Source organism: Leisingera sp. NJS201, assembly GCF_004535885.1.
Lineage (GTDB): Bacteria > Pseudomonadota > Alphaproteobacteria > Rhodobacterales > Rhodobacteraceae > Leisingera.
In genome coordinates this window covers 3,805,793-3,830,000 of sequence record NZ_CP038234.1, presented here as the reverse complement: position 1 = coordinate 3,830,000, position 24,208 = coordinate 3,805,793, and the positions used below count along the sequence as shown (strand labels likewise).

20 protein-coding genes, 1 tRNA gene, 2 rRNA genes and 3 pseudogenes (1 of these 26 only partly in view) are annotated in these 24,208 nt (G+C 56.1%); 7 read left to right on the top strand and 19 right to left on the bottom strand.

The annotated features are described in order from the left end of the window. From ETW23_RS18935 to ETW23_RS18925, 3 genes are all read left to right on the top strand, one after another. Positions 1–1,147, top strand: a 23S ribosomal RNA gene (locus tag ETW23_RS18935) (it extends 1,696 nt beyond the left edge of the window). Between the two features lie 222 nt (positions 1,148–1,369). Beyond that, positions 1,370–1,484 (top strand): 5S ribosomal RNA (gene rrf / locus ETW23_RS18930). A 46-nt stretch (positions 1,485–1,530) separates the two neighbouring features. Further along, positions 1,531–1,607, top strand: a tRNA-Met gene (locus tag ETW23_RS18925). 7 nt (positions 1,608–1,614) lie between these two features. Here ETW23_RS18925 and ETW23_RS18920 read toward each other — a convergent pair. After that, complete coding sequence (locus tag ETW23_RS18920) at positions 1,615–1,959, bottom strand: hypothetical protein (protein ID WP_134830916.1); 345 nt, start codon at positions 1,957–1,959, stop codon at positions 1,615–1,617. Between the two features lie 169 nt (positions 1,960–2,128). On the opposite strand from ETW23_RS18920, the pseudogene ETW23_RS18915 reads away from it, so the two are divergent. Together ETW23_RS18915 and ETW23_RS18910 are read left to right on the top strand one after the other, a co-directional pair. Then, a pseudogene (locus tag ETW23_RS18915) lies at positions 2,129–3,254 on the top strand (IS3 family transposase); the annotation flags it as partial. Positions 3,255–3,395: 141 nt separating this feature from the next. Then, a protein-coding gene (locus ETW23_RS18910) for an IS3 family transposase (protein ID WP_134828802.1) occupies positions 3,396–4,525 on the top strand; the annotation gives its coding sequence in 2 pieces (ribosomal slippage) (positions 3,396–3,630 and positions 3,630–4,525; 1,131 coding nt in all). Between the two features lie 83 nt (positions 4,526–4,608). On the opposite strand, the gene ETW23_RS18905 is transcribed toward ETW23_RS18910, so the two are convergent. From ETW23_RS18905 to dctP, 16 genes and pseudogenes are all read right to left on the bottom strand, one after another. Continuing rightward, positions 4,609–4,968, bottom strand: coding sequence for a hypothetical protein (locus ETW23_RS18905; protein ID WP_254695081.1), 360 nt, complete (start codon positions 4,966–4,968; stop codon positions 4,609–4,611). A 389-nt stretch (positions 4,969–5,357) separates the two neighbouring features. Beyond that, a complete protein-coding gene (locus ETW23_RS18900) occupies positions 5,358–6,242 on the bottom strand; it encodes a DMT family transporter (protein WP_134830915.1) in 885 nt (294 codons plus the stop codon). Continuing rightward, the gene (locus ETW23_RS18895) at positions 6,242–6,580 is read right to left on the bottom strand and encodes a tRNA-binding protein (protein WP_134830914.1); all 339 of its coding nucleotides are present in this window, start codon (positions 6,578–6,580) and stop codon (positions 6,242–6,244) included. The genes ETW23_RS18900 and ETW23_RS18895 overlap by 1 nt, the downstream gene beginning before the upstream one ends. Positions 6,581–6,591: 11 nt before the next feature. Continuing rightward, positions 6,592–7,655, bottom strand: a pseudogene (locus ETW23_RS18890) (tartrate dehydrogenase). Positions 7,656–7,667: 12 nt separating this feature from the next. Further along, positions 7,668–9,122: an NAD-dependent succinate-semialdehyde dehydrogenase gene (locus ETW23_RS18885; RefSeq protein WP_134830913.1), complete on the bottom strand. Its 1,455-nt coding sequence runs from the start codon at positions 9,120–9,122 to the stop codon at positions 7,668–7,670. 122 nt (positions 9,123–9,244) lie between these two features. Next, entirely contained in the window at positions 9,245–9,736 is a 492-nt protein-coding gene (locus ETW23_RS18880) for an Lrp/AsnC family transcriptional regulator (RefSeq protein ID WP_129369420.1), read from the bottom strand. An 18-nt stretch (positions 9,737–9,754) separates the two neighbouring features. Beyond that, complete coding sequence (locus ETW23_RS18875) at positions 9,755–10,477, bottom strand: haloacid dehalogenase type II (RefSeq protein WP_134830912.1); 723 nt, start codon at positions 10,475–10,477, stop codon at positions 9,755–9,757. A gap of 5 nt (positions 10,478–10,482) precedes the next feature. Beyond that, positions 10,483–11,841 (bottom strand): aminotransferase class III-fold pyridoxal phosphate-dependent enzyme, encoded by a 1,359-nt coding sequence (locus tag ETW23_RS18870; RefSeq protein ID WP_134830911.1) that lies wholly within the window; start codon positions 11,839–11,841, stop codon positions 10,483–10,485. 125 nt (positions 11,842–11,966) lie between these two features. Beyond that, the gene (locus ETW23_RS18865; protein WP_134830910.1) at positions 11,967–12,593 is read right to left on the bottom strand and encodes a TetR/AcrR family transcriptional regulator; all 627 of its coding nucleotides are present in this window, start codon (positions 12,591–12,593) and stop codon (positions 11,967–11,969) included. 3 nt (positions 12,594–12,596) lie between these two features. After that, complete coding sequence (locus ETW23_RS18860; protein ID WP_129369416.1) at positions 12,597–13,907, bottom strand: TRAP transporter large permease; 1,311 nt, start codon at positions 13,905–13,907, stop codon at positions 12,597–12,599. A gap of 2 nt (positions 13,908–13,909) precedes the next feature. Further along, positions 13,910–14,404 (bottom strand): TRAP transporter small permease, encoded by a 495-nt coding sequence (locus tag ETW23_RS18855; protein ID WP_167738154.1) that lies wholly within the window; start codon positions 14,402–14,404, stop codon positions 13,910–13,912. Positions 14,405–14,458: 54 nt separating this feature from the next. Beyond that, positions 14,459–15,457: a TRAP transporter substrate-binding protein gene (locus tag ETW23_RS18850; RefSeq protein ID WP_129369414.1), complete on the bottom strand. Its 999-nt coding sequence runs from the start codon at positions 15,455–15,457 to the stop codon at positions 14,459–14,461. A gap of 37 nt (positions 15,458–15,494) precedes the next feature. Further along, a complete protein-coding gene (locus tag ETW23_RS18845; RefSeq protein ID WP_129369413.1) occupies positions 15,495–16,628 on the bottom strand; it encodes a Xaa-Pro peptidase family protein in 1,134 nt (377 codons plus the stop codon). A gap of 777 nt (positions 16,629–17,405) precedes the next feature. Then, a pseudogene (locus ETW23_RS18840) lies at positions 17,406–18,694 on the bottom strand (TRAP transporter large permease). Continuing rightward, complete coding sequence (locus tag ETW23_RS18835) at positions 18,691–19,206, bottom strand: TRAP transporter small permease (RefSeq protein WP_237456708.1); 516 nt, start codon at positions 19,204–19,206, stop codon at positions 18,691–18,693. The pseudogene ETW23_RS18840 and the gene ETW23_RS18835 overlap by 4 nt, the downstream one beginning before the upstream one ends. 132 nt (positions 19,207–19,338) lie before the next feature. Beyond that, on the bottom strand, positions 19,339–20,337 hold the full coding sequence (gene dctP, locus ETW23_RS18830) for a TRAP transporter substrate-binding protein DctP (RefSeq protein ID WP_134830907.1): 999 nt from the start codon (positions 20,335–20,337) through the stop codon (positions 19,339–19,341). A gap of 578 nt (positions 20,338–20,915) precedes the next feature. On the opposite strand from dctP, the gene ETW23_RS18825 reads away from it, so the two are divergent. Then, positions 20,916–21,944, top strand: a complete 1,029-nt coding sequence (locus tag ETW23_RS18825; protein WP_205879918.1) for an FAD-binding oxidoreductase — start codon at positions 20,916–20,918, stop codon at positions 21,942–21,944. Continuing rightward, the gene (locus tag ETW23_RS25445; protein WP_205879917.1) at positions 21,941–22,342 is read left to right on the top strand and encodes an FAD-binding oxidoreductase; all 402 of its coding nucleotides are present in this window, start codon (positions 21,941–21,943) and stop codon (positions 22,340–22,342) included. The genes ETW23_RS18825 and ETW23_RS25445 overlap by 4 nt, the downstream gene beginning before the upstream one ends. A 258-nt stretch (positions 22,343–22,600) precedes the next feature. Here ETW23_RS25445 and proC read toward each other — a convergent pair whose 3' ends face one another. Both proC and ETW23_RS18815 read right to left on the bottom strand, forming a co-directional pair. After that, positions 22,601–23,410: a pyrroline-5-carboxylate reductase gene (gene proC / locus ETW23_RS18820; protein WP_134830906.1), complete on the bottom strand. Its 810-nt coding sequence runs from the start codon at positions 23,408–23,410 to the stop codon at positions 22,601–22,603. Between the two features lie 106 nt (positions 23,411–23,516). Then, positions 23,517–24,206: an amino acid ABC transporter permease gene (locus ETW23_RS18815; RefSeq protein WP_129369408.1), complete on the bottom strand. Its 690-nt coding sequence runs from the start codon at positions 24,204–24,206 to the stop codon at positions 23,517–23,519. Positions 24,207–24,208 lie beyond the last annotated feature (2 nt).

Here is a 24,208-nt window from a genome sequence, read left to right as displayed (position 1 = left end):
CCTACGCAAGTGGAATCCGGGGGCACAAACCAGGGGGTGGCGACTGTTTATTAAAAACACAGGGCTCTGCGAAGTCGCAAGACGACGTATAGGGTCTGACGCCTGCCCGGTGCCTGAAGGTTAAAAGGAGGGGTGAGAGCTCCGAATTGAAGCCCAGGTAAACGGCGGCCGTAACTATAACGGTCCTAAGGTAGCGAAATTCCTTGTCGGGTAAGTTCCGACCTGCACGAATGGCGTAACGACTTCCCCGCTGTCTCCAACATCGACTCAGCGAAATTGAATTGCCTGTCAAGATGCAGGCTTCCCGCGGTTAGACGGAAAGACCCCGTGCACCTTTACTACAGCTTCGCACTGGTATCAGGATTGTGATGTGCAGGATAGGTGGTAGGCATCGAAACCGTGACGCAAGTCGCGGTGGAGCCTCCCTTGAGATACCACCCTTCGCACTCTTGATATCTAACCGCGGTCCGTTATCCGGATCCGGGACCCTGCGTGGCGGGTAGTTTGACTGGGGCGGTCGCCTCCTAAAGAGTAACGGAGGCGCGCGAAGGTTGGCTCAGAGCGGTCGGAAATCGCTCGTTGAGTGCAATGGCAGAAGCCAGCCTGACTGCGAGACTGACAAGTCGAGCAGAGACGAAAGTCGGCCATAGTGATCCGGTGGTCCCGAGTGGAAGGGCCATCGCTCAACGGATAAAAGGTACGCCGGGGATAACAGGCTGATACTGCCCAAGAGTCCATATCGACGGCAGTGTTTGGCACCTCGATGTCGGCTCATCTCATCCTGGGGCTGGAGCAGGTCCCAAGGGTACGGCTGTTCGCCGTTTAAAGAGGTACGTGAGCTGGGTTTAGAACGTCGTGAGACAGTTCGGTCCCTATCTGCCGTGGGTGTAGGATACTTGAGAGGAGTTGCCCCTAGTACGAGAGGACCGGGGTGAACGAACCACTGGTGGACCTGTTGTTGCGCCAGCAGCAGTGCAGGGTAGCTATGTTCGGACAGGATAACCGCTGAAGGCATCTAAGCGGGAAGCCCCCCTCAAAACAAGGTATCCCTGAGGGCCGTGGAAGACCACCACGCCGATAGGCCGGAGATGTAAGTGCAGCAATGCATTCAGTTGACCGGTACTAATCGCCCGATAGGCTTGATTTGATCCAGTAACAGACAGTGTTACTCAAAACCAAACAAGCAAACACATCCCAAGTGCAAGACTTGGACAACGTTGATTGTAACCGACGCAAGTTGCCCGTGCCTGCCGCCACCCGGCGGTGACACAGCAACCGGGCGGCATCTCGCGCATTTGCTGAAGCAAATACGCTGCCTGCCGCTCGCCAGCCTTGCTTCGCAAGGCCGTCGGAATTGGATTTTTCTTGGTTTGGTGGCTACAGCACAAGTGAAACACCCGGTCCCTTCCCGAACCCGGAAGTTAAGCACTGTCGCGCCGATGGTACTTGGGCTCAAGCCCTGGGAGAGTAGGTCACCGCCAAACCTAGTAAAATCCAATAATCTCTCAATACGGTCTCAAAAAAACCTGACGCGGGATGGAGCAGCCAGGTAGCTCGTCAGGCTCATAACCTGAAGGTCGCAGGTTCAAATCCTGCTCCCGCAACCAACACTAATTAACCTGACATATCAAAGGCTTCGGATCTACCATCCGGGGCCTTCTTCGTGTTTAGGCCTTCCGCAACCGACGCCAGCCGCAACAGCCCGGCCAGATCCCCCTCCAGCGTCAGATCCAGGCCAGCGCCCGCCGCCGCAGGCGTCAGCACGATCCGCTCCACCAATGCCCGCAGTGACTCCTTGGCCTCTTCCATGCCTTCGGTGGAGCCAAGGGTCCGGATCAGCCGCGACACCCGCTCCCGGTACCGGGACGATAGGCTCGGATGCAGCCGCAGGGCAGGGGGCTCCGGGTTGTCCGCGATGACCGCCTCAAGGCGGGCCTTCTCCCTCTCCAGCTCAGACATCTTGGACGTGTCGCGGTTTGATGCCGCTCCTTTGATAGCATTTATTGCAGCAAAGGAGACGAACTATGGGACTGAAACGGACAGAAGAATGAGCTACCCCCTGAATTTCGGACACTGACGTAAGCTGCGATTTGCTGTCTGCTGATCTTCGACGAAGAGGAGATCAGAGATGTCGAAACGGAAGAACCATTCGCCCGATTTCAAAGCGAAAGTCGCGCTTGAGGCTCTGAAGGGCGAGCGGACTGTTGCTGAGCTGGCGAGCCAGTTTGGCGTTCACCCAACGATGATCCACAGCTGGAAGCGGGCTCTTCTGGAGGGCGCGTCCGGCGTGTTCAAGCGCGGCGGCAGGAAGCCCCAGGAGATTGACGAAGAACAGGTCAAAGAGCTGCACGCCAAGATTGGGGAGCTGGCCGTTGCCAACGATTTTTTGTCACGAAAGCTCAAACCGTGGATCGGCAAGTGAGGAGGAAAATGATCGAGCCTGCCAATGCCAATCTGCCCATTAGCAAGCAGTGCAAGCTGCTGTCGATCTCGCGGTCGTCGTTCTATTATCAGCCCAAAGGCGAGACGGCTCTGAACCTGATGCTGATGCGCCGGATCGACGAACAGTTCCTGGAAACGCCGTTCTTCGGTGTGCGGCAGATGACTTGGCATCTGCGCAATGAAGGTCATTTGGTGAACGAAAAGCGGATCAGGCGGCTGATGAGGGTGATGGGGCTCATGCCGATCTACCAGAAGCCCAACACCCGCTGCCCGGCAGCACATGCAAAGCATGTGCGAGAGGGGGCAGGGCTGCGAAGGGGCACAAGACCTACCCCTATCTGCTGCGTGGTCTGCGGGTGGGGCGCCCGAACCAGGTCTGGGCGGCAGACATCACCTATCTGCCAATGCGCAAGGGGTTCCTGTATCTGGTGGCGATCATTGACTGGCACACGCGCAAGGTGCTGGCCTGGCGCATCTCGAACACGCTGGAAGCGGACTTCTGTGTCGAGGCGCTGAACGAGGCCATCCACAAGTTCGGCCCGCCCGAGATCATGAATACAGATCAGGGCAGCCAGTTCACGTCCTTCGCCTGGACGGACAGGCTGTGGCGATCCGGTGTGCGCATCTCGATGGATGGCAAAGGCCGGTTCCTCGATAACATCTTCGTCGAGCGGCTTTGGCGGAGCCTGAAATACGAATGCGTCTACTTGCATGCTTGGGAGACCGGATCAGAGGCGAAGGTCGGCGTCGGAAAGTGGATCGAGTTCTACAACCGAAAACGCCCACATTCCGCCCTTGGCGGCAAACCCCCGGCCGTGGTCTATTGGCCGAGAAAACACAAAACCCAACCCGATCAGCAGGAGCAGAGAGTAGCTTAAATTACGCCAGAATGGACCTGCTTCACTTTTGTTCCGGTTTTCTGCGAGCAATGCTCGCCATAGAGGAGACCGGAAATGGCACCCAAACACAGTGACGATTTCAAACGCGAAGCGGTTCGGATCGCGACAAGCAGCGGGCTGACGCGTCGCCAAGTCGCGTCGGATCTGGGGGTCGGCCTTTCGACCTTGGGCAAATGGATACGTCAGTTCTCGGACGATCCTTCTACCGCGACCCAGGATTCTGAGCTTCGGCGCGAGAACGAACGCCTACGCAAAGAAAACCGCATTCTTCGGGAGGAGAGGGAGGTGTTAAAAAAGGCGGCAATCTTCTTCGCGGGTCAAAAGCAATGAGATTTCAGTTCATTGCGGATTACCGCGGGGATTTGCCACGCAGCCATTTGTGTCGCCTGATGCAGGTGACGGATCGTGGTCTTCGGGCCTGGCGGCACAGGCCGCCGTCACGCCGCCAACGTCGGGATATGGTGCTCTTGGCGCATATTCGAGAGCAGCATCGCTTGAGCCTGGGCAGCTACGGTCGTCCGCGCATGACGCAGGAACTCAATGAACTGGGCATCCATGTCGGGCAACGCCGTGTGGCGCGGATCATGCGTGATAACGGCATCCAGGTGCTGCGCAGCCGCAAGTTCAAGCGCACGACCGACAGCAATCACACCTTCAATATCGCGCCCAACCTGTTGCGTCAGGATTTCACCGCAAGCGCCCCGAACCAGAAGTGGGCGGGAGACATCACTTATATTTGGACCCGCGAGGGATGGGCCTATCTTGCTGTGATCATCGACCTCTATTCGCGACGGGTGATCGGCTGGGCCCTGAGCAACCGCATGAAACAGGATCTGGCCTTGCGCGCTTTGGACATGGCGATTGCCCTACGAAAGCCGCCCCCGGGCTGCATCCACCACACTGATCGCGGCGCCCAATACTGTGCCCACGAGTATCAAAAGCGTCTGCGCAAGCACGACTTGGTGCCGTCGATGAGCGGAAAGGGAAATTGCTATGATAATTCGGCCGTCGAGAGCTTCTTCAAGTCGCTGAAGGCCGAATTAATCTGGCGCCGGACCTGGCAGACCCGCAGAGAGGTCGAACTGGCCGTCTTCGAATACATCAACGGCTTCTACAACCCACGCCGACGGCATTCGGCCATCGGCTGGAAATCACCCGTGGCTTTCGAAAAGATCGCCGCCTAACATGAGCTACACACCGGAACGAAAACGGTGCAGGTCCATCTTGTCCTTCATCGAGGCGGTGTACATGCCGTCCTCGATAGCTGTCAGGATGTTGGCGATCCGGTTCTTGACCTTTTTGAGGGAGTGTTCGGCCTTCTGCCGGTCCTGGCAGGCCCCGCGGCGGCGTCGTTGAAGGCTTTACGGTATTCCTCCGCGAACTGCGCCAGCAGGTCCGGTGCCAGCAGGCGCTGCTTCAGCCCGGAAAGCACCCGCTCTTCCACTTCTGCCCGGCCGATGGTGGCGCGGTTGGTGCAGACCGCAGCGCCCTTGTTGCGGGCCCCTGCGCAGCCGTAGCACAGCATGAGGAAGGGTGCGAGTCCGTGTGGTAGCCGCAGGCAGAACAATCGAGAGGGATGCTCCAGGGGCTGAGCGGTCGAACAGCTTCGCAGATCCACGAAAGTCATCGCGTTTGTGAAGGTGCAAAAAGAAGGGGGCCTTCATTGGGCCGGTTCTACGCGACTGGAGCTTGGGACAAAGTAAAAGGCACTACAGCTGCTCCATTGGCGTCGATCTACGCAAATCGCCTGTGAAAACCCACTGTAAGAGCCGGAGGCGGGCGCTCGCTACTTTGAGCATTATCGGCAGCTTCGTCTCACCACACTGCAAAATTGTGAACGTTCAGCAAACCGCAGGAAAACGAAAAGGAAACTGCACCTAAACTCAGACAAGCAGGATTGCGGCCCCCACAGAGATCAGAACGAAAACACAAAAGCCCCAGCAAAGCAGCATTGTTGATCTGCGTGAGACGATCTGCTTGTTCTGAGGCAAGAGCGGACGTTGTTCCATTTCCCTTTCACCTGGTTTCAGCTTCAACAGCGCTCTTCGCCGAGCCTTTTGATCCGGTGTGAACCACGATCCCGCCTGCAGTGATGAAGGCTATCGCAGCGAAGATTTCCCAGCCTGGCTGACCCAACCCGAGCGCGAGCATGAGTATGGTGGAGAATACCGGAGCTGAGTACCCTAGGACGCCAAGCAGAGCGGCATGACCCTGACGCATACCCAGATCCCAGAGAAAAAACGCTCCCCCGGCAGGCCCCAGACCAAGCGCTGCAATGACCCAAACATCCGAGGCGCTCAGCGCAGGCAGGTCCGCCCCTTTTGCAATCCACCAGAGACCGCAAAGCAATGAGGAGGCAAAGCAGATTGTCGTCATTGCAGAGATAGCATCTGACTGATCATGGCGGCGCAGGTTTGAGAACAACGCCCAGAGAATTGCGCCAACAAAGGCAAGGCCGTAGCCGAGTGTCTCAGATAGCTGGAGTGCAAATCCATCTTTGCCGATCAGGATTAACACCCCGGCAAAACCAAGCGCGGCTCCAAGGTAACCCGGGAACCCGCTGCGCAGTTGGAAGAACAGGTTGCCAAGGATGATCAGGCAAGCAGGCCAGAGGTAATTGATCAGCGACACTGGGATGGGATCTGCGTGATGGAAAGCTTCCAGATAGGCCAAATGGTAGGCGGCCAAAAGCCCGGCAAACAAGAGGGTGCTGCGGTCCAGCAGACGCACTGGCTTGCGGCCCGTGACGGCGCATATAGCAAGCCCCATGCCCGCCGCGATCGCAAAGCAGAACGTCAGGACCAGATAGGGCGGCAGGGAGGCTGAAAAGGCGCCAAGAACCCCCAATGTGCCCCATGAGAGAACCGCCAGTGACCCCAATCCTGTGTGCCGGGCCGACATCAGAAGACTTCGCTTCCCAGAACCGCATCCTGCGAGGGCTGCAGCAGGATAGTCTCACCAGCTTCGTTCGGGACACCCATGATCAGGACTTCAGATTTGAAACCGGCAATGTTGCGCGGCGGCATATTCACCACGCAGACAACGTGCCGTCCAAGCAGTTCTTCTTCGGAGTAGTTTTTGATCTGAGCGCTGGACCAGCGTTGGCCCAGCTCACCAAAATCTACGCAGACCTTGTAGGAGGGATTGCGCGCGCGGGTGAAATCCTTGACCTCGACGATTTTGCCCAGGCGCATTTCCACCTTGGCAAAATCATCATAAACGATCTCTGCTTTTTTCATGTCTTTGTTCCTTACGACAGTGCGGCCTGAATGGCTGCTTCCGATCCTGCAGTGTCGGCAGTGCCGCCCAAATCGCGTGTCTTGGTATCAGGGCTTGCCAAAGAAGTTTCAATGGCTTGTTCGATCTCAGCTGCGGCGTCTGCTTCGCCCAGATGCTCCAGCATCATGGCAGCGGTCCAGACTGCGGCAACCGGGTTAGCGACGCCTTTTCCTGCGATGTCAGGCGCCGAGCCATGGACCGGTTCAAACATCGAAGGGTATTTGCCCTCCGGGTTGATGTTGGCCGAGGGCGCGATACCGATCGATCCAGCGACAGCCGGACCCAGGTCGGACAGGATGTCGCCAAAGAGGTTCGAGGCCACAACCACGTCGAACCAATCCGGATGCAGGACAAAGTTCGCGGTCATGATGTCAATATGGAACTGAGCCGTATCAATGCCCGGATGGCGCTCGGCCGCGGCGGCAAAACGTTCGTCCCAGAACGGCATTGTGTGAATGATGCCATTCGACTTGGTGGCCGAAGACACATGTTTGCGTTTGCGGGTTTTGGCCACGTTGAACGCATAGTCCATGATCCGGTCCGTGCCGCGGCGGGTCAGGATGCTTTCCTGAATAGCGGCCTCGTTTTCCGTGCCTTGATAGACGCGCCCGCCGATCTCGGAGTATTCCCCTCGACGTTTTCGCGCACGATGATCATGTCGATATCATCGGAACCACGCCCGGCCAGGGGCGAGGTAATGCCCTTCAGCAGTCGCACAGGCCGGACATTGGCGTATTGATCCAATTCGCGGCGCAGTGGGATCAACAGACCCCAAAGCGACACGTGATCCGGAACACCGGGAAAGCCGACCGCACCAAGGAAGATGCTGTCAAACGCCTTCATCTGCTCGATGCCATCTTCGGGCATCATCCGGCCCGTTTCGTGATAGCGTTCGCAGGACCAGTCGAATTCGGTCCAGTCCACAGTGAAGTTGTGCTTTTGCGCCACAAGGTCAATGACGCGCTGACCGACCGGCAGAACCTCTTTGCCGATCCCGTCTCCCGGAATGGCAGCGATACGATATGTTTTTGTCATAGCCAGATTTCCTTACGCGATGCCGCCGATATGCAGGGTTTTGACTTCCAGGTATTCATCGATACCCTGATGCGCACCCTCACGGCCCAGGCCGCTTTCCTTGATGCCGCCGAAGGGCGCGACCTCAGTTGCAAAACCGCCGACATTGATGCCGATCATACCGGTTTCCAGTTCTTCGCTGACGCGGAACGTTCGGGTCAGATCATTGGTGTAGAAATAGGCCGCCAGCCCGTAGGGGGTCGCGTTGGCCGCAGCAAGCGCCTCTTCCTCGGTGTCGAACTTGAAGAGCGGCGCGACCGGGCCAAAGGTCTCTTCGTCCGCCACGATCATATCGGTGGTCACACCTGTGACGACCGCCGGGCTGATGAAGCGTGTGCTGGTGTCGTTCTGGGTGCCGCCAACGATGACCTTTCCGCCCTTGGCCGTGGCATCGTCCAGATGCGATTTGATCTTGGCGATGGCCGCCTCATTGATCATCGGACCAATTTCGACGCCGTCCTCAAACCCGTCACCCAGCTTCATGTTTCCAACTACAGCTGCCAGCTTTTCAGCGAAGGCATCGTAGACACCGGCCTGGACAAAGATCCGATTGGCACAGACACAGGTCTGCCCCGCGTTGCGGAACTTTGAGGCCATGACACCTTCGACGGCCAGATCCAGATCGGCATCGTCAAAGATGATAAAGGGAGCGTTGCCGCCCAGCTCAAGGCTGAGACGCTTCATGGTGCCTGCGCATTGCTCCATAAGCAGCTTGCCCACGCGGGTGGAGCCGGTGAAGGACAGCTTGCGTACGACGGAGCTGCCGGTCAGCGCGCCGCCAACGCCTGCAGGATCTCCGGTGACAATGTTGACAGCGCCGGTCGGGAAACCCGCGCGTTCCGCCAGCACACCGAGTGCAAGGGCAGTGAAAGGCGTGAACTCCGACGGTTTGATGACAACCGGGCAACCTGCGGCCAGGGCCGGGGCGATTTTCCGAGTGATCATCGCCGCCGGGAAATTCCAGGGCGTGATGATGGCGCAGACGCCGACAGGCTGTTTCTGCACGATGATACGCCGGTCCTGAACCGGGCTGGGGATGGTTTCGCCATAGACGCGCTTCCCCTCTTCCGCGAACCATTTCACGAACGACGCAGCATATGCGATTTCGCCTTTGGCTTCAGCGAAAGGTTTGCCCTGCTCCAGGGTCATAAGCGTGGCCAGGTCATCCTGAGCTTCCATGATCAGGTCGAACCACTTCTCCAGCAGTGCGCCACGATGTGCTGCAGTGGTTTTGCGGAAGGTCGCAAAGCAAGCCTCGGCAGCTGCAATTGCGCGGTGCGTTTCGTCGGAACCGCAGTTCGGCACAGTGCCGACAACAGAAAGTGTTGAAGGGTTGTCAACTTCGATCGTCGCACCATTGTCGGCGTCGATCCATTCGCCCGCCACCAGGTTTTGCTGACGAAACAGAGAGATGTCTTGAAGGTTCATAATTTCCAACTCCAGCAGTTAGGAAAATCCTATCGGGTTTGCGCGAGGGGAAGTCTTGAATTTGCCAATCCGGTAGCATCCTGCGCCGCATTTGGCCGGGCTTCAGCATTTTGTGCCGCACCTTAGTCCCGGTCGACCAGGTCCTGGATCGGCACGCTATGCTTTTCTACCACCGGCTTAATCACGATGTAGGAGAAGTACTTATCGATGCCGAGGTTCCGCTCCAGAAGATCCTCCATGATCTCCTGATACTGGGACACACCGCGCGCGACAAACTTCAGCAGGTAGTCATATCCGCCACTCAGCAGATAGCAGTCCACTACGTTGTCATGCTTGCGGATTTCGTTCTCGAACCTCACGAAGTCCTTGCGGCGGTGGTCGGCCAGTGTGACTTCAGTGAAAACCGTAACGTGCTCAGCCAGCTTCTTGAGGTTGATGACGGCCCGGTAGTTCTGGATGTAGCCCGCTTTCTCAAGCCGCTTCACCCTTTGCAGGCAGGGGCTGGGAGACAATCCCACAGCCTCTGCCAAGTTTACATTGGTGATATTGCCCTGCGCTTGCAGGGTGGAAAGAATATTGATGTCGATCCGGTCGAGTTTCGGCGTCCCCACCATATTCTTCCCTCCTGGAGTTTAGCCAGCCAACTCTGCCTGATGTGCCTTGACCATGTCCATCATGCTATTGAACTGGAAGTCATATTTCGGCATGTCGCCGGGGTTCATGGTGGCGCCAAAACCTTCTTGGTCGTGGCGGCGGTAGATCCAGCAGTTGGACAGGCCATATTTGTTGGCAGGTGCGTGGTCATGGAACATGCTTTCTGCGGTATGCAGAATTTCATGCTTCTGAATGCCCTGACGTGCCAGCATCTCGATCATGTAGTCGAAGTTCCGATCAAACGGCTTGTAGCTGCCCACGTCCTCGGCGGTGTAGACGCCGTCGAAATGCACACCAAGGCGGGTATTGGCGCCCGAGAAGGTGAGGTTATCGGTGTTGGTCAGAACCACCAGTTTGAAGTGTTTCTTCAGGTAGGTCAGCGCCTCGATTGTGTCGTCAAACGCGGGCCAGTGACGTGCGGAACGGCCATAGGCTTCGCACTCTTCCCAGGTCACTTCGACGTTCCATTCTTCGGCCAGGCGGCGATACACCACGGGCAGCAGCTCGTAGTATTTCTTCGACGGCGTATAGCGCTGAGTCGTGCTTTCGTAGAAGGCATGCGCTTCGAGAATGTCGTCGCGTGTCAGGCTGCGGCTCACACGGTCGGTCAGCGGCTTCAGGCCGGTGACCATGCCGGTTTCCCAATCAAGCAGGGTGCCATAGACATCGAATGTGAGGGCTTTGAAGTCAGACAGTTTCATGAGGATTATCCTTCTACGTCCAGAATAGTGTCCAGTGTTGCACGAAGTCGGGTGATCAATAGATCCACCTCAGCTTCGGTGATACAGATGGGCGGGGCGAGCCCGATGACGTCATCGGCAAAGGCCCGGAAAATTACGCCATTTTCGTAGCCCGCTGTGGCAAGACGACCCGCAACATTCTTGTCCTTGGCGGGTTTCGCCTTGGTTTCCTTGTTCGAGACGATCTCAATGGCGGCCAATAGTCCCTTGGCGCGCACTTCGCCAACAACCGGATGATCCAGCAGGGTTTTAAGCTGCTGTTCGAAATAGGCGCCAACCTTTTTCGAATTCTCGATCATACCACCTTCATAAAGCTTGATCACCTCCAACGCGACAGCCGCGCTGACCGGATGACCTGAGTAGGTGAAGCCATGGCCGAAGGGCACGCCCTCGGGCGCCGCATCTGCAATCGCCTGATAGATGGCATCCGAAACGAACACCGCACCCATAGGCGCATAGCCCGAGGTCAGGCCTTTGGCGGTTGTCAGGAAGTCAGGCGTCAGCCCTTCGTGCTCGCAGCCAAACATCGGCCCGGTCCGGCCAAAGCCCGTGATAACCTCATCCACGATGAACAGGATACCCAACTCGCGGCAGGTGTCCTGCATAGCCTTGGCATAACCTTCCGGCGGTACGATCACACCACCTGAGCCTTGGACCAGTTCCATGATGAACGCAGCAGTGTTTTCAGCACCAAGCTCAGCCACTTTGGCTTTCAGGTTGGCAACACCCTGCGCGATGATTTCCTCGTCCGTCGACGCAGCTTCGTTGCGATAGGGATAGGGTGAGGCGATGTGGTGCTGCCATTGCATCGGCAGATCGAACTTATCATGGAAGACCGGCAGAGCCGTCAGCCCGGCCCCGTTCGAACTGGAGCCGTGGTAGCCCTTTTCCAGCGCGATGAAGTGCTTCTTGGAGCTTTCGCCGCGGGCGTTGAAGTAGTAGCGCACCATGCGGATCACGGTATCCACCGCGTCCGAACCGCCCAGGGTGAAGAACACGTGGTCCAGATCGCCAGGAGACAACTCGGCGAGCTTGGCTGCCAGTTCAATTGCCGGCTCGCTGCCAAAGTGGAAATACCCGGTTGCATAGGGCAAGCGCTGCATTTGCTCAGTGGCAGCGGCAACAACATTCTCGTGGCCATAGCCTGCGTTCACGCACCACAGACCGGCAAAGCCGTCGAGCAGTTCATTGCCTTCGGAGTCAGTCAGGAACACACCCTTCCCCGACTGCATGACAGTTACGCCCCGCTTTTCGTGAGCGCGGATTGGAACCACAGGGTGGAAATAGTGGGCCCGGTCTTTTTCGATAAGAGAGTTGGATCGCATCGGTTTCTTTCCCGTATGAGCTTTCAATCGAGGGTAAGGGAAACTGCCGGAAGGAAAGTGCGTTTTGCAGCCGGGAACGGCATTTTCAGCCGTCGTTTTTCCTTTGACAGCATTTTGTGCTGCACCTACCCGGCTGACTTTGCGGGAATTAAAGTGGATCGTGCTCTAAGAAGCCAGTTTTGCAGCATATTCTGAAAGTACGCCGGATCATCGCGCCATTGGCTTTGGAATGCCATGCCGCGAACGAGGCACATGAATTCGTTCATCATGGCTTGCCGTATGTCTGCGCTACAGCCGAACGCCGCGAGTTCGACGTGCCAGACGTCATTGAGCGCCTCGTTGAATTTTTGGGATTCTGCAGCGACATAAGCCAGTTCTGTCTCATTCACGCGGGCCTCGGACAGGTAGTCCATGGACACCTGAAAAATTCCGCTTTGATATCTTTCCCAGATGTACTCGGTAAGGGCTTTCAGTCGGTTTTGGCCAGGTTGCAGTGCCCGAGTGAAACTGCGCAGCAGATCCGCCTCGCGGCAAAGCATCCCAGCATAGGCCGCCTGAATGAGTTCCTTGCGTGAAGGGAAGTGGTGCAGCATCGCACCCCGCGACACGTTGGCCTGACGAGCGATGTCTTGTGTTGACGTGTGCGCCAGCCCCCGATCAACGATCAGGAACTGTGCTGCTTCCAAAATCCGGGCCTGAGTCGCTGCGGACCGTTCAGCCTGTGTTCGCCTTGGTTTGCTGGATGCTGTCATGTCTTAGCCTGCCAGATACGCTGGAAGCCAAAGCGCAATTTGCGGAAAGACAACCATCAGCAGTACGGCGAAACACATCAAAAGGAAGAAAGGTATCGCATAGACGGCCACCTTGTGGATCGGCACGCCGGAGAAACCCTGAATGACAAACAGATTGAAGCCAACAGGCGGTGTCATCTGGCCCAGCTCAATCATGATAACCAGGAAAATGCCATACCAGATCGGGTCAAAGCCAGCGGCGACAACAACAGGCAGAGTGATCGGCAGGCTCATCACGATGATCGAAATGCCATCCAGGAAGAACCCGAGCAGAATGTAGAATAGAGCCAGTGAAGCGATCAGGACATAGGGGGACAGGTTCAGTGCATCGATCGCCACTGCAATATTTCGCGGGATGTGCATGTAGCCGATAGCGGACGACAGAAAGGCTGCGCACATCAGGATTGAACAGACCATGCATGAGGTTTTGAGCGCATTGATCAGCGACTCTGCCAGCATGGCGCGTGACATTTGCTTGCTGATTGCCGCGAAACAGAGTGCGGCAAAGACACCGATGGCTGCTGCTTCAGAGGGCGTTGCCCACCCGGTATAAATCGACCCCAGAACGACCAGGATAAGGCCAAAGACCGGAGCAAGGTTTCCTAGAATAGCACTTGGCCGGGCGTCTTCCTTGCTGATTGCGTCCTTGGGTGCAAGTGCTGGTGTAATTGCGCATCTTGCGGCCAAATAGGCAGCATAAAATGCTGCGATCATGAGGCCAGGAACCACACCAGCGATAAACAGCTTTGCAATCGAAACTTCGGCCAGAACCCCGTAGATGATCAGGACAATGGATGGCGGAATGAGAAGCCCAAGGCTACCGGCACCGGCAAGAGAACCAAGCGCGAGGCTTTGGGAATATCCCCGCTGGTTCAACTCACTTGTGGTGATCCGGCCCACAGTGGCAGTTGTCGCCGCGCTGGATCCGGAAACGGCGGCAAAGAGAGCTGATCCCAAAACATTGGTATGCAGCAACCCTCCAGGAATTTTTGATACGAGCGGAGAGAGACCTTTGTAGAGCCGTTCGGAAATATCCGTCCGGAACATGATTTCTCCCATCCAGATGAACATTGGAACAGCAGCAAGTTCCCAGGAGGAGGCGCTTCGCACAATGATCCGGCTGGCAATCGCTCCGATTTTGTCAGGCGGGAAACCCATGAAGGCGAACAGCGAAACTGACGCTGCGGTGGCGAGGGCAAGAAATACCCACATACCAGTCGCCAAAACAGCGAGCATCAGAATGAAAACGGCGAGTGCTGTTGTAACGGGGTCCATGATTAGCCCTCCTGTGTCTTTGGAATGAATGGGCGGATGGCAAGGGCCGATAACTGCAACACCAGTAAGCAGGCCCCGGCAAAAACGATGGCATCGGGTATCCACAATGGAACTTCGGCCACGCTTTCGCTGACTGCGCCGCGCTTCCAGTTCTTGATCAGGTTGCGCCACAGGAAAGTGCAGAAGTAGGCACCCAGACCTGTTGCACAGGCGGCCACGATGAATTCGATCACTTGCTTAATTCTGCGCGGGAACCTGAGTGTCAGCAGGTTCACCTGGATCATGCCTCCGTCCCGCAGTGTCCAGGACAGCGACAAGAAGGTAATGGACAGAACCGCGAAGCCAATGAACTCATCCAGAACGTGGGTCGAGGTATCGAACAAAGTCCTCATGACGGTTTCGAGCAGGATGTGTGAAACGGCGTAGATGAGAATGGCAGCCGCGCAAATCAGGGCGGAATAGGACACAGCATCAATCGCACGCAGAAGAAGTCGCATGGTATTCTCCAGGATCGTCGGTGGCATCAGGGGACGCCACCGACTTGTGGGGTATTATTGAGCTTTCGCTGCATTGAAGGCGTCGATCAGGGCTTGCCCCCGGTCGCCGGTGGTCTCCAGCCAGTCCTTCAGAGCAGCTTCGCCGGCGGTTTGAAGAGCGGTCCGGTAGGTGTCGTCGTCTGATGTGACCACGGACACCTTGTTTTCAGCAAGATGACCGTAAGTTTCCGCAAGACGGTCCGGGATGGCAGCCCAGTTCTGATCGCGGGTTTCGGCGGCGGCTTCGAGGACGGCAGCCTGCTGCTCTTCGCTAAGACCGTCGAAGGTATCCTTCGAGATGTGGACGAAATTCAGCGGGATCGCGTAGTTGTAGATTTCAGTGAACGTGTCGAAGTGTTCCCAGAAACTGCCAGAGACCCCGCCCTCAGCAGAGGTCAGGACCGCATCGATAGCTCCCGTCGAGATAGACGGAACAACGTCGGCCCAGGACAAGCGAACCGCGGCTGCGCCCAGTTCGTTCAGAGCAGTGGTGCCGTTTTTGTCATAGGTGCGGATTTTCAGTCCCGCCAATGCATCGGTCGAGTTCTTCGCATCAGTGGCCCAGATGCCTGACGGCGGCCAGGGAGAGGCGTAGAGCAGGATCTGGTCGTTTTCTTCAAAGACCTTTTTGAACTCGGGTTCAGCCACCTTGTAGAGCAACTCGGCCTCTTCCACTGTGGTCACGAAGAAAGGCAACGAAGAGATCAGGAAAAGCGGATCAATGCCGCCAAGCGCGCCGCCGTAGGTGTCGGCGATTTCCAGGGCTCCCTCACCGACGGCGTCAAAGTGATCAGCCGATTTGTAGCCCAAGGCACCACCGTAGTGGACCACGATTTCGACGGACCCGCCGGTCTTTTCGGCGACCAATGAGGCAAAGCGCGCATCGCCAACCCCGTGGATGGACGTGGCCGAATACTCGTTGGAAAGGTTCAGCGTGACATTGTCCGCGATTGCTGTGGTGCCAGTGACAGCAAACGACAGCGCCGCGACGCTTGCGAGAAGCATGTGTTTCATTTGGGTTCTCCTTGTTGGTTTCGTTTTGATTTGGACGTCAGCTGCCCAGTGTCATTGACGCAATGTCATGGGGCATGTCGGTCAGCATCTCGTAGCCGTCATTGGTGATCAGAACGGTGTCCGAGTGGCGGAACCCGCCCTGACCGCGCCAGTAGATGCCTGGCTCGATGCTGATCACCATGTTCTCCTGCAGGACGTCGTCACTGCCTTCGGCAACCCAGGGGCCTTCGTGACCTCCCATGCCGATCCCATGTCCGGTACGGTGCAGCAGATTGTTTCCAAAGCCCTCGGCGCGAAGAAACTCCATCACCTTGTGGTCGACATCGTGGCAACTGACGCCTGGGCGCAGAGCTGCGAAGCCTATCTTTCCGGCTTCGACCATGGTGTTGAAGACCTCAGCATCTTCTTTGCTGGGAGAGGTCACAAAGAAGGTGCGTTCGGTTTCCGCGGAATACCCATTCACACGCAGGAAAGAGAGACCGACATTCGGCCCTTCTATCAGGGTGTCCGAGGGCTCTGGAAAGCGGTGTGGCTGGGCACTGAAGGGTGCGGACCAAATACCCTGCCAGATGTTTGAAATATAAGGGTCAAGATACCCTTCTTGTTGCGTGATTTCCTCCCGCAACAGGCTGTTCGCCTTGTCGGTGTCCGCAATGCGGCCGCCGTGGCGGGCCAAATCCATCGCTAGCTTCAGGCCACGGTCTGAATACTTCGCCGCCTTACGGATGGCAGCAACCTCGTGAGGGCTTTTGACCATGCGGAGCTGTTCGACATAAGGCAGAACCTGAGGCGACCAGCTGGACAACGCCACCAGCAATTCACCGGTGATCGACATTTCGACGCCGATATTTGCATCGGCAGGCAACACAGATTGCAGCGCTTCGATGTAGCTGCCGCCGGCCGGTGCGGGGTAGTCGATGTACTCGACGATCTGGTGCGGCACAGCAATGGTCGCCATGTTTTCGGCTTCGATCCGGGGTGTCAGAAAGACAGGTTGGTTACCCGGACGGACGACAATGAAGAAGGGTCGTTCAAAGGGTTCGTAGCGGAAACCAGTGAAGTAAAAGATGCTGTCTTTCGTCGAAATCAGAAAGGCGTCCAGGCCTGCCTTCTTGATTTTCTCTTCGAGAGCGGAGAAGCGGTTTTGGTGTTCGAGCATGGTCTTCCTCAACTAACAATCAGGACTGACTGTTTCTTTATTGAGGACTGTTCTGCCCGGTGTTTTCTGCTCTTCTCAGCCGGTATTCAGCACAGGATGCTTTGGGAGTAGCCGTTGCCAGCACAATCTGTTTTCACCCCGGCGGGCGGGGAAATTGGCAGCTCGTGACCGAACTCTGCCTTAGCCTAAGGCTTAAGTGGAAGTTTAGCTCATTCGTACGAAACTTGTTCCTCCAAAACTATGAAAGCCGGCGGTTAGGCCGGCTTTCAAAAGGTATGTTTTGGAATTTCAGTGCTGGTACACTCCGCGGAAGAACTCATGCCAGCGAAGCGACAACCATTGCTCCAATGACGGCGAGGCCAGTTGCAACAAACCCGAAAAGTTCCACCGTATCCTTGAGGTCTTTGGTCATTTTCGTCTCCTGTGAATGATGTTGGCAAGCTCTGTTGTTGAGCTTGGGATAACTTTTAAGACACTGCTTTTACTCAATAAACCACCAAGTCATCATCCCCGGTATGCCAGCTGCGCATGCCTTGAGGGAGTGAGTTTCGCGCCACTCTCCTTTGGTGGAATTTTGTACTGCAGCCGTGTTAGCAGGAAGCAATTTCTGCTGGAGCTCTCCACCAAGGGAGATTTGAAGCACTCCTGAACTCAAAGGCGTTTCCGGGAATCACTGCCGCCAATGGCAGAGGCCAAAGGCGGAGAAGACAAACCGGCCGCACCTGCGAAGGTGCGGCCGGTTTTTTCTTCAAAACTCAGCTCCAGCTGCGGAAGAGCCGGATTTTGGGATCACCCCAGCAGCAGCTCGGGCAACCATAGAGCGATCTCCGGGACGAATGTCGTCAAAGCCAGAGTTGGAAGCCACGCGAAGATGATAAAGATCAGCGTCGGCAGCAACATGCTGGATACTGGCGTCTTGGTGATTTTCGCCCCGAGATAAAGCAAGGGTGCCGTCGGCGGCGTAATGTTTGCCATTCCAAGGTTGACCCCCAGCACAGCGGCAAAATGGATCGGGTCCATTCCTACGCCTTGCACGATCGGCAGCAGGATCGGTGTCGACAGCAGAAGGCCAGAGATGTCGTCCATCAGCATACCGATCAAGATCATGACCAGGTTGACCATCAGCAGGATCACAATCGGGTTGTCTGACACAGAGTAGACCAGATCCTTTGCGATGTTCGGGATATCCTCAAAGATCAGGAATTTGCTGACGATAAGCACCATGAAGATCATCACCATGACGACGCCGATGATCACGCCTGAATCCGTCAGCGCTTCAACCAGAGCCCGCCAAGTCAGGCCGCGGTAGACATAGATTGCCACAGGAATAGCGTAGACGACCGCAACGCCGGCGGCTTCTGTCGGTGTCATGATACCGCCGTAGATACCCCCAGAATGATGAGCGGCATCAGCAAAGCCGGAAAGGCCAGAGTGGCCTTTTGGCGGAATGCCATGCCAAATTCCTGCGGGCGCTCCAGCAGTTCGATATCGTCATACTTACGCAGCATGAACTGGTTCACAGCGATAAGCAGAGTTATCAGAATGAGCGCAGGGACGACAGTCGATAGAAAGCACTTAAGAACTGACTGCTGCGCCACCCAGCCATAGAGAATATGGTTTCCACTGGGCGGGATCAGAAGGCCCAAGGGGCTTGCGCATACGATCAGCGCGGCAGATTGCCCTTCCGGGTAATTCGCGCGGCGAAGATGCGGCATCATGATACTGCCGATACAAGTCAGCGTCGCATTGGCGGCACCGGAGATGGATCCGAAAATCCCGCAGGCCAGAACGGTTGCTGCGCTCAACCCGCCTTTCAGGTGGCCGATGAACAGCTCGGCAAGGCTGACAAGCGGAGCCGCGATTTTGCCACGCTCCATTATTGTCCCTGCAATCATGAAGAGAGGAATGGCCAGAAGAACCAGGGAACGCAGTTTCGTTGAGCCCGACGGCAGGTAGCCTGAAACTTCGTGCCCTCCCATGGCCGCAAGGAAAAGAAGAACTGCACCAAATGCCACATAGACGCTGACACCCAATAGTAGCATGCCGCAGATAATGACCAGACTGCCTGCAATAATCACTGGCCCGCCTCCTTTTTCTTGTTCATATCTTCGGCGTCTGTGTCGTCCCCATAGTCAATTTCGATGCCTCTGATGTGCGCGTAAAGATACGCCGCGGCAAAAACCGTCATGAAGAAGAAGCCAAGGAAGATTGAGACCCGCCAAGCGAAATATGGGATCTTCAGGGCCGGGGTGGTTTTCCAGATCGGGTATTTGGCCAGCTCCTCGGCGAGCATCAGATACCCCCAGTAGAGAATGGCTGCGGTCACCACCAGTTCAATGGTAAGCACGATCAGTCGGCGCCACCATCTCAGTCTTGGGTTTGTGATGATAATCCCGAGGATATCTGCATTGATGTGGTGTCCGCGTTCGGAGGCCAAAGCTGATCCAGCAAAGAAGCCCCAGAAACAGGCTGTCAGCAGCCATTCCTCATAGGCGAATAGATCACCATTGAAACCATATCTGATGATCACGACCAGAAAGAACGTGACTGACATCAGAAATCCGCTGAGGATCACGATCCAGCGCATCATCCTCAGGGAGCCCTGAAGAGGCGTTGCGATACCCTTTGGTAATATCTCGGCTATATGCGCCATAGATTTCCCCCTGTATTCATACACTTGGGCCGACCTGTGACGGCCGGCCCTTCTTGTGTTTTGAGTAGTTTATTTCAGGCTGGAGAGAAGGCGATCGATGTTATCCTTACCGACGCTTTCTTCAAGCATGGGCCAGATTTCGCTGCGTACCTTGCTGGCCATGGCCTGCTGCTCTTCCGGCGACAACTTCAGAATGGTGTAGCCGCTTTCGACCAGCTTCTGCTCGAAGACCGCATCGTTTTCACGGTTGTAGGCGAAGAAATCATCCGATGCCTTGGTGAAGGCCGCTTGCACGACTTCACGCTGCTCTTCGTTCAGCTCTTCCCAGGTCTTTTCCGAAACGTAGTAGGACGTGTTCTCGGGGATCGAATTGTACTGGACGAAATGCGAACCCACGTCGCTCTTTGCAAAGATTGAGTAAGTTGCAGTCTTCGTGCAGCAGATTGCGCCATCAACAATGCCTGACTGAATTGCAGGGAAGATGTCGCCCCACGACATGGTTGTCGCCTGGTAGCCGAGGGTCTCAACCATCGACTTCACAACGTTCGAGGACCAGACACGAATGTTCATGTTCTTAGCGTCGAAGTTGTTCCAGTTTGCCGGCTCTTCAGTGGCCACGATGCCGACAAAACCTTCGGGGTTTTGACCCAGAAGGCGCACACCGTGGTCAGAAAGAGTTTCCTGAATGATGGTGTTGAACTCGGAATCCAGGTCGCGCATGACTGAGTTCATCTCGTCCCAATCGCTCACAAGAAACGGCATGGACAGGATTTCAAGTCGCGGGTCGGTGTCTGCATAAAGAAATGCAGCGGCAAAATCGATGTTCCCGCGCGCGACGTCTTCCAGCAGTGCTTCGCCGGACCCAAGCTGGTTTGCTGGGAACACCGAGACCTTCAGGCCTACATCTGCGGCCTCGATATCTGCTTTGACTTGTTCCATCATTTTGGAACCCTGGTGATCTACCGGGAAAACCCCGGCGAACTTCAGCCGCATATCGGCGGCAAATGCGGGCGCGGCAAGCTGCAATGCAACAGATCCAGCTGCCAGATATTTCAGGAATGTTTTCATCTTCAGTATCTCTCCTCATAACCGAAGGATGTCGTGGTCGAGGGTGTTCCCGCACGCGGCTTTCTCGTGCTCGGCTGTGAGAGCGTCAGCAGAGCGAACAAGGTCAGCAGCGGTTTGCGGTCCAGCCTGCCGAGATTACCGCCAGCCAATCGCCTGTGTTCGCAAGGTCATAAAACTGTGGTGCTTCCGGCATCGCCAAAGGTTCCCCTCCTCCTCTTTGGTCCAAACAGAGTAGGAGCACGGAAAATCCTGATTATGCTGAAGGCTGCAGTGAAACGGCAGAATCTGTGGGCTTAACCAAGTCCTTCAGTGCCATCTTTTGTTTTGCGCCGACTGCCGTCAGGGTGCCGATTCTAGCGCTTATTTTTTACTGACGGCCTGCCTTTGGCGGGTTGCAGCTTGGTGCCTGGATCTCGTGATCTTGGCGGAGCGTTCGTTCAGCGATCTATGAGACGGCAAACAGTTTGATGGCCCAAACTTCAGCCAAGGCGGCACAGAATGCCTTTTCGGGACAAGAAAACAGAATTTCATGAAACGAGCGCCCATTACCATGCCGGTCAAACACAAGAGGGTGCGTGATGACTCCATATGAAAAAGTGCTGGCGGAGCTGCCGACAGAGATCGTGGTGAACGACAAAGACATAATCAACGGCTACACAACTGACTTCCGGAAGAAGTATACCGGCGAAAGCCCAGCACTGTTGCGCCCCCGTTCGACTGAGGAAGTGGCCTCAATTGTCAAACTTTGCAATCTGCACAACGTCGCCCTTGTCCCGGTCGGCGGCAACACAGGATATTGCGGTGGCGCGACCCCGGACGAAAGCGGCCAGCAACTGCTGATCAGCTTGCAGCGCATGAACAAGATCCGGGAGGTGGATGCCGACAACCTCTCGATCACTGTTGATGCGGGATGCATTCTCTCTGAGATCCATGAAGCGGCGGAGCAGGAGAACTTGATGTTCCCCCTGTCGCTTGGTTCTCAGCAATCGTGCCAAATTGGCGGGAACATTTCGACAAATGCCGGAGGGGTTTCGGCAGTTCGCTACGGGATTACCCGGGACCTGGTTCTGGGCCTCGAGGTCGTGCTGCCGGATGGCCAAGTGCTCAGCAACCTGTCCCCGCTGCGGAAGGACAATCGAGGGTATGCGTTGCACCAGCTTCTGATTGGCGCGGAAGGCTCGCTCGGTATCGTCACCGGAGCCTCTTTGCGTCTGTTTTTGCCTGCAGCGAGCCGCGTCACTGCCTTTCTGGCGATCAATGAGATCAGTGATTTGATGCCGCTCTTGGCAAAAGCTCAGCGGTATACCGGTGAGGCGGTCACGTCGTTCGAATACATCTCTGGTGCATCTCTCGACCTTCTCTTTGCCGGCAAGCCTGAATTGCGCCGCCCCATTCAAACCCCTTCCGAACATTTCGTGCTGATCGAGGCCGCATCGTCCTCCCCGGTTCTGGGCCTCGACCAGGCCATCGAAGCGTTCTTTGAGGATGGAATGTCCGGCGAAATAATCGTGGACGGTGTCATTGCAACAAGCGAACAGCAAAGACAGGACTTTTGGAACCTGCGTGAACACATCCCGAAGGTGAAGTGCTCAACGGCGGCTCAGTGAAGCATGATGTTTCTGTTCGTATCTCTGATATGGCCAGGTTCATTGAACTTGGCTCCGATCTCGTCAACCGGTACGGGCAAGGAGCCCGTCTTTCTGTTTACGGCCATGTTGGGGATGGCAATGTACACTTCAACGTGCTTGCCCCGGAAGGTGCCGAGTCTCCAGCCTACCTCGATGAAGTGAGCGCAAAGGTTTCTCCCTGTATTTACGATCTCGTCGCAAAACTCGACGGCTCGTTCAGCGCTGAGTATGGTCTTGGGCAGGACAAGCTGCCGCTTGATCAAAACTATGGAGACCCGATCAAGCGTCATTTCATGAACGCACTGAAGAATGCCTTTGACCCCTTAGGTGTCATGAATCCAGGGAAAGTGGTCAACCGCTGCGCGGATAGTCAATAAGAGTAGGATGGCAACTCCTATCGGGCTGCGTGTCCTAAATCGCAGGACACGCAGCCCATTAATAAAGCCGGGACTGATAGCCTATAGATGATTGTTGTGAACCGCGCCGGGGTTGCCGGAGGCAGATTTCAGTTGGTTAAGCGGCTCTCTCCTCAGTTTTCGGAGTTGCCTAGTTCGCAACGATCAAACATGTAACAGCTCGATTTTCCGAGGATGAACTATGGCTATCGGCTGAAAACAATGGGGCCTGAGCCTTACTCAAAGAGAGAGTTCACGGGAGCGGGCCACGGCTGCTGCTACGGCATCTTCAACGATAGCCTTTAAATTGTCGTGCAGTCCAAAGGCATCCAATGCAGCCGCAGTAGTTCCTCCTTTAGACGTAACGCTTTGACGCAGGTCCGCTGGGGCCCTTTTCGTTTTCAGCAGGTCGGCGGCTCCGATCATTGTGTCAATCGACAAATCAAGAGAAAGTTGCGCAGGCAAACCGGCCTTTGTTCCCGCTTGCGCAAGAGCTTCGACGAACGCAAAGAAGTAAGCTGGGCCGCTGCCGGAGATGGCTGTGGTAAGGTGCATGTCGTCCTCGTTTGCGAGCCATCGAATGGCACCAGAGCCTGAGAAGAGCGTTTCAAAGGTCTTTTTCCGAGTGCTGTCCGCGGTGTAAGCAACGTTGACTGATCTACCGACGGCAGCGGCCATGTTCGGCATGCAGCGAACGACAGAGCAAGGCTTCCCTGCGCAGGCGGTTATACGCGTGCTGCTGACACCCGCCATAATTGAAATGACTGTCCCACCGTCGATCAAAACAGAAGCCCAATCAGTGCCGAAAGTCTCGAAAATCTGCGGTTTGACAGCCAGGACGACAACATCAAACAGCGTGTCCGGTTCAATTTCGTCAATCCGCCGGTAGAGGCCTTTCAGGTTCAGGCCAACTGCCAATTCCACATCCGCAAATGGATCCAGAACCGAGACGTGGGCCATGTCGCCGCCACTGGCTTTATATCCAGTCAGAATTGACTGAGCCATGTTCCCGGCCCCAATGAACAGAGTTGTTTTTGATTGTTTTACCATGGCTTTGCCTCGTTGATTTGGGACTGCTCGACGGGTTAATGCCAGCCTGCCTCACGGGGAGTCTCGGGTGGACGCCCTTGTACCGGAAAGCTAGGACGGCTTAGATTTACCAGCCTTCCTCATTGGCCGGGTTCCGGCGGCCGCGGAGGGCGATCCGGGCTTCCATATGCTTGATGCCGCGAAGGATCGGGAAGCAGTAGAGGAAGTAAAGGGCGGCACAGAGGAACAGGATCCACATGATATGTGCCGGATGGCGGTGGATCGCATCCTCACCCTGCCGCATCAGTTCGACCACGCCGATCACCGACAAGATGGAAGTGCCCTTGATAACTAGGACGTAGACCCCAGCAAGCGGTGGCAGGGTGAGTTTCCAAGCCTGCGGCAGGATGACGTTCAGCAGCCTTTGCCACATTGTCATGCCCACTGCTGCAGCACCTTCCCATTGTCCTTTCGGTACGGCCTCGAGAGATCCGCGTATAATTTCGGCCGTGTACGAGGAGGTGTAGATCGTGAGCGCGATCACTGCGGCTACGAAGTTCGAAAAATCGAAGATGCCCCAGCCTGACGTCGGCAGCACGTAATAGACGATGTAGATCTGTACCAGGAATGGTGTCGCCCGCACGAGATGCACGTAAAGCCCGACCAAGTTTCCCAGGTATCCTGGTCCAACAGTCCGTGCCAGCCCCAGCAGCAGGCCCACCAGGCTGCCGCAGGTGATTGCTGCCAGTGAAATGAGGATCGTGTTCAGAAAGCCTTCCAGAAGGAATGGCATGGTTTGCAGAGTGAGTTCCCACATGG

Bases quoted from the DNA above. Each gene is read 5' to 3' on its own strand.
- ETW23_RS18920 (WP_134830916.1), bottom strand. From the start codon at position 1,959: ATGTCTGAGCTGGAGAGGGAGAAGGCCCGCCTTGAGGCGGTCATCGCG.
- ETW23_RS18905 (WP_254695081.1), bottom strand. From the start codon at position 4,968: ATGACTTTCGTGGATCTGCGAAGCTGTTCGACCGCTCAGCCCCTGGAG.
- ETW23_RS18900 (WP_134830915.1), bottom strand. From the start codon at position 6,242: ATGTCGGCCCGGCACACAGGATTGGGGTCACTGGCGGTTCTCTCATGG.
- ETW23_RS18895 (WP_134830914.1), bottom strand. From the start codon at position 6,580: ATGAAAAAAGCAGAGATCGTTTATGATGATTTTGCCAAGGTGGAAATG.
- ETW23_RS18885 (WP_134830913.1), bottom strand. From the start codon at position 9,122: ATGAACCTTCAAGACATCTCTCTGTTTCGTCAGCAAAACCTGGTGGCG.
- ETW23_RS18880 (WP_129369420.1), bottom strand. From the start codon at position 9,736: ATGGTGGGGACGCCGAAACTCGACCGGATCGACATCAATATTCTTTCC.
- ETW23_RS18875 (WP_134830912.1), bottom strand. From the start codon at position 10,477: ATGAAACTGTCTGACTTCAAAGCCCTCACATTCGATGTCTATGGCACC.
- ETW23_RS18870 (WP_134830911.1), bottom strand. From the start codon at position 11,841: ATGCGATCCAACTCTCTTATCGAAAAAGACCGGGCCCACTATTTCCAC.
- ETW23_RS18865 (WP_134830910.1), bottom strand. From the start codon at position 12,593: ATGACAGCATCCAGCAAACCAAGGCGAACACAGGCTGAACGGTCCGCA.
- ETW23_RS18860 (WP_129369416.1), bottom strand. From the start codon at position 13,907: ATGGACCCCGTTACAACAGCACTCGCCGTTTTCATTCTGATGCTCGCT.
- ETW23_RS18855 (WP_167738154.1), bottom strand. From the start codon at position 14,404: ATGCGACTTCTTCTGCGTGCGATTGATGCTGTGTCCTATTCCGCCCTG.
- ETW23_RS18850 (WP_129369414.1), bottom strand. From the start codon at position 15,457: ATGAAACACATGCTTCTCGCAAGCGTCGCGGCGCTGTCGTTTGCTGTC.
- ETW23_RS18835 (WP_237456708.1), bottom strand. From the start codon at position 19,206: ATGATGCGCTGGATCGTGATCCTCAGCGGATTTCTGATGTCAGTCACG.
- dctP (WP_134830907.1), bottom strand. From the start codon at position 20,337: ATGAAAACATTCCTGAAATATCTGGCAGCTGGATCTGTTGCATTGCAG.
- ETW23_RS18825 (WP_205879918.1), top strand. From the start codon at position 20,916: ATGACTCCATATGAAAAAGTGCTGGCGGAGCTGCCGACAGAGATCGTG.
- proC (WP_134830906.1), bottom strand. From the start codon at position 23,410: ATGGTAAAACAATCAAAAACAACTCTGTTCATTGGGGCCGGGAACATG.
- ETW23_RS18815 (WP_129369408.1), bottom strand. From the start codon at position 24,206: ATGTGGGAACTCACTCTGCAAACCATGCCATTCCTTCTGGAAGGCTTT.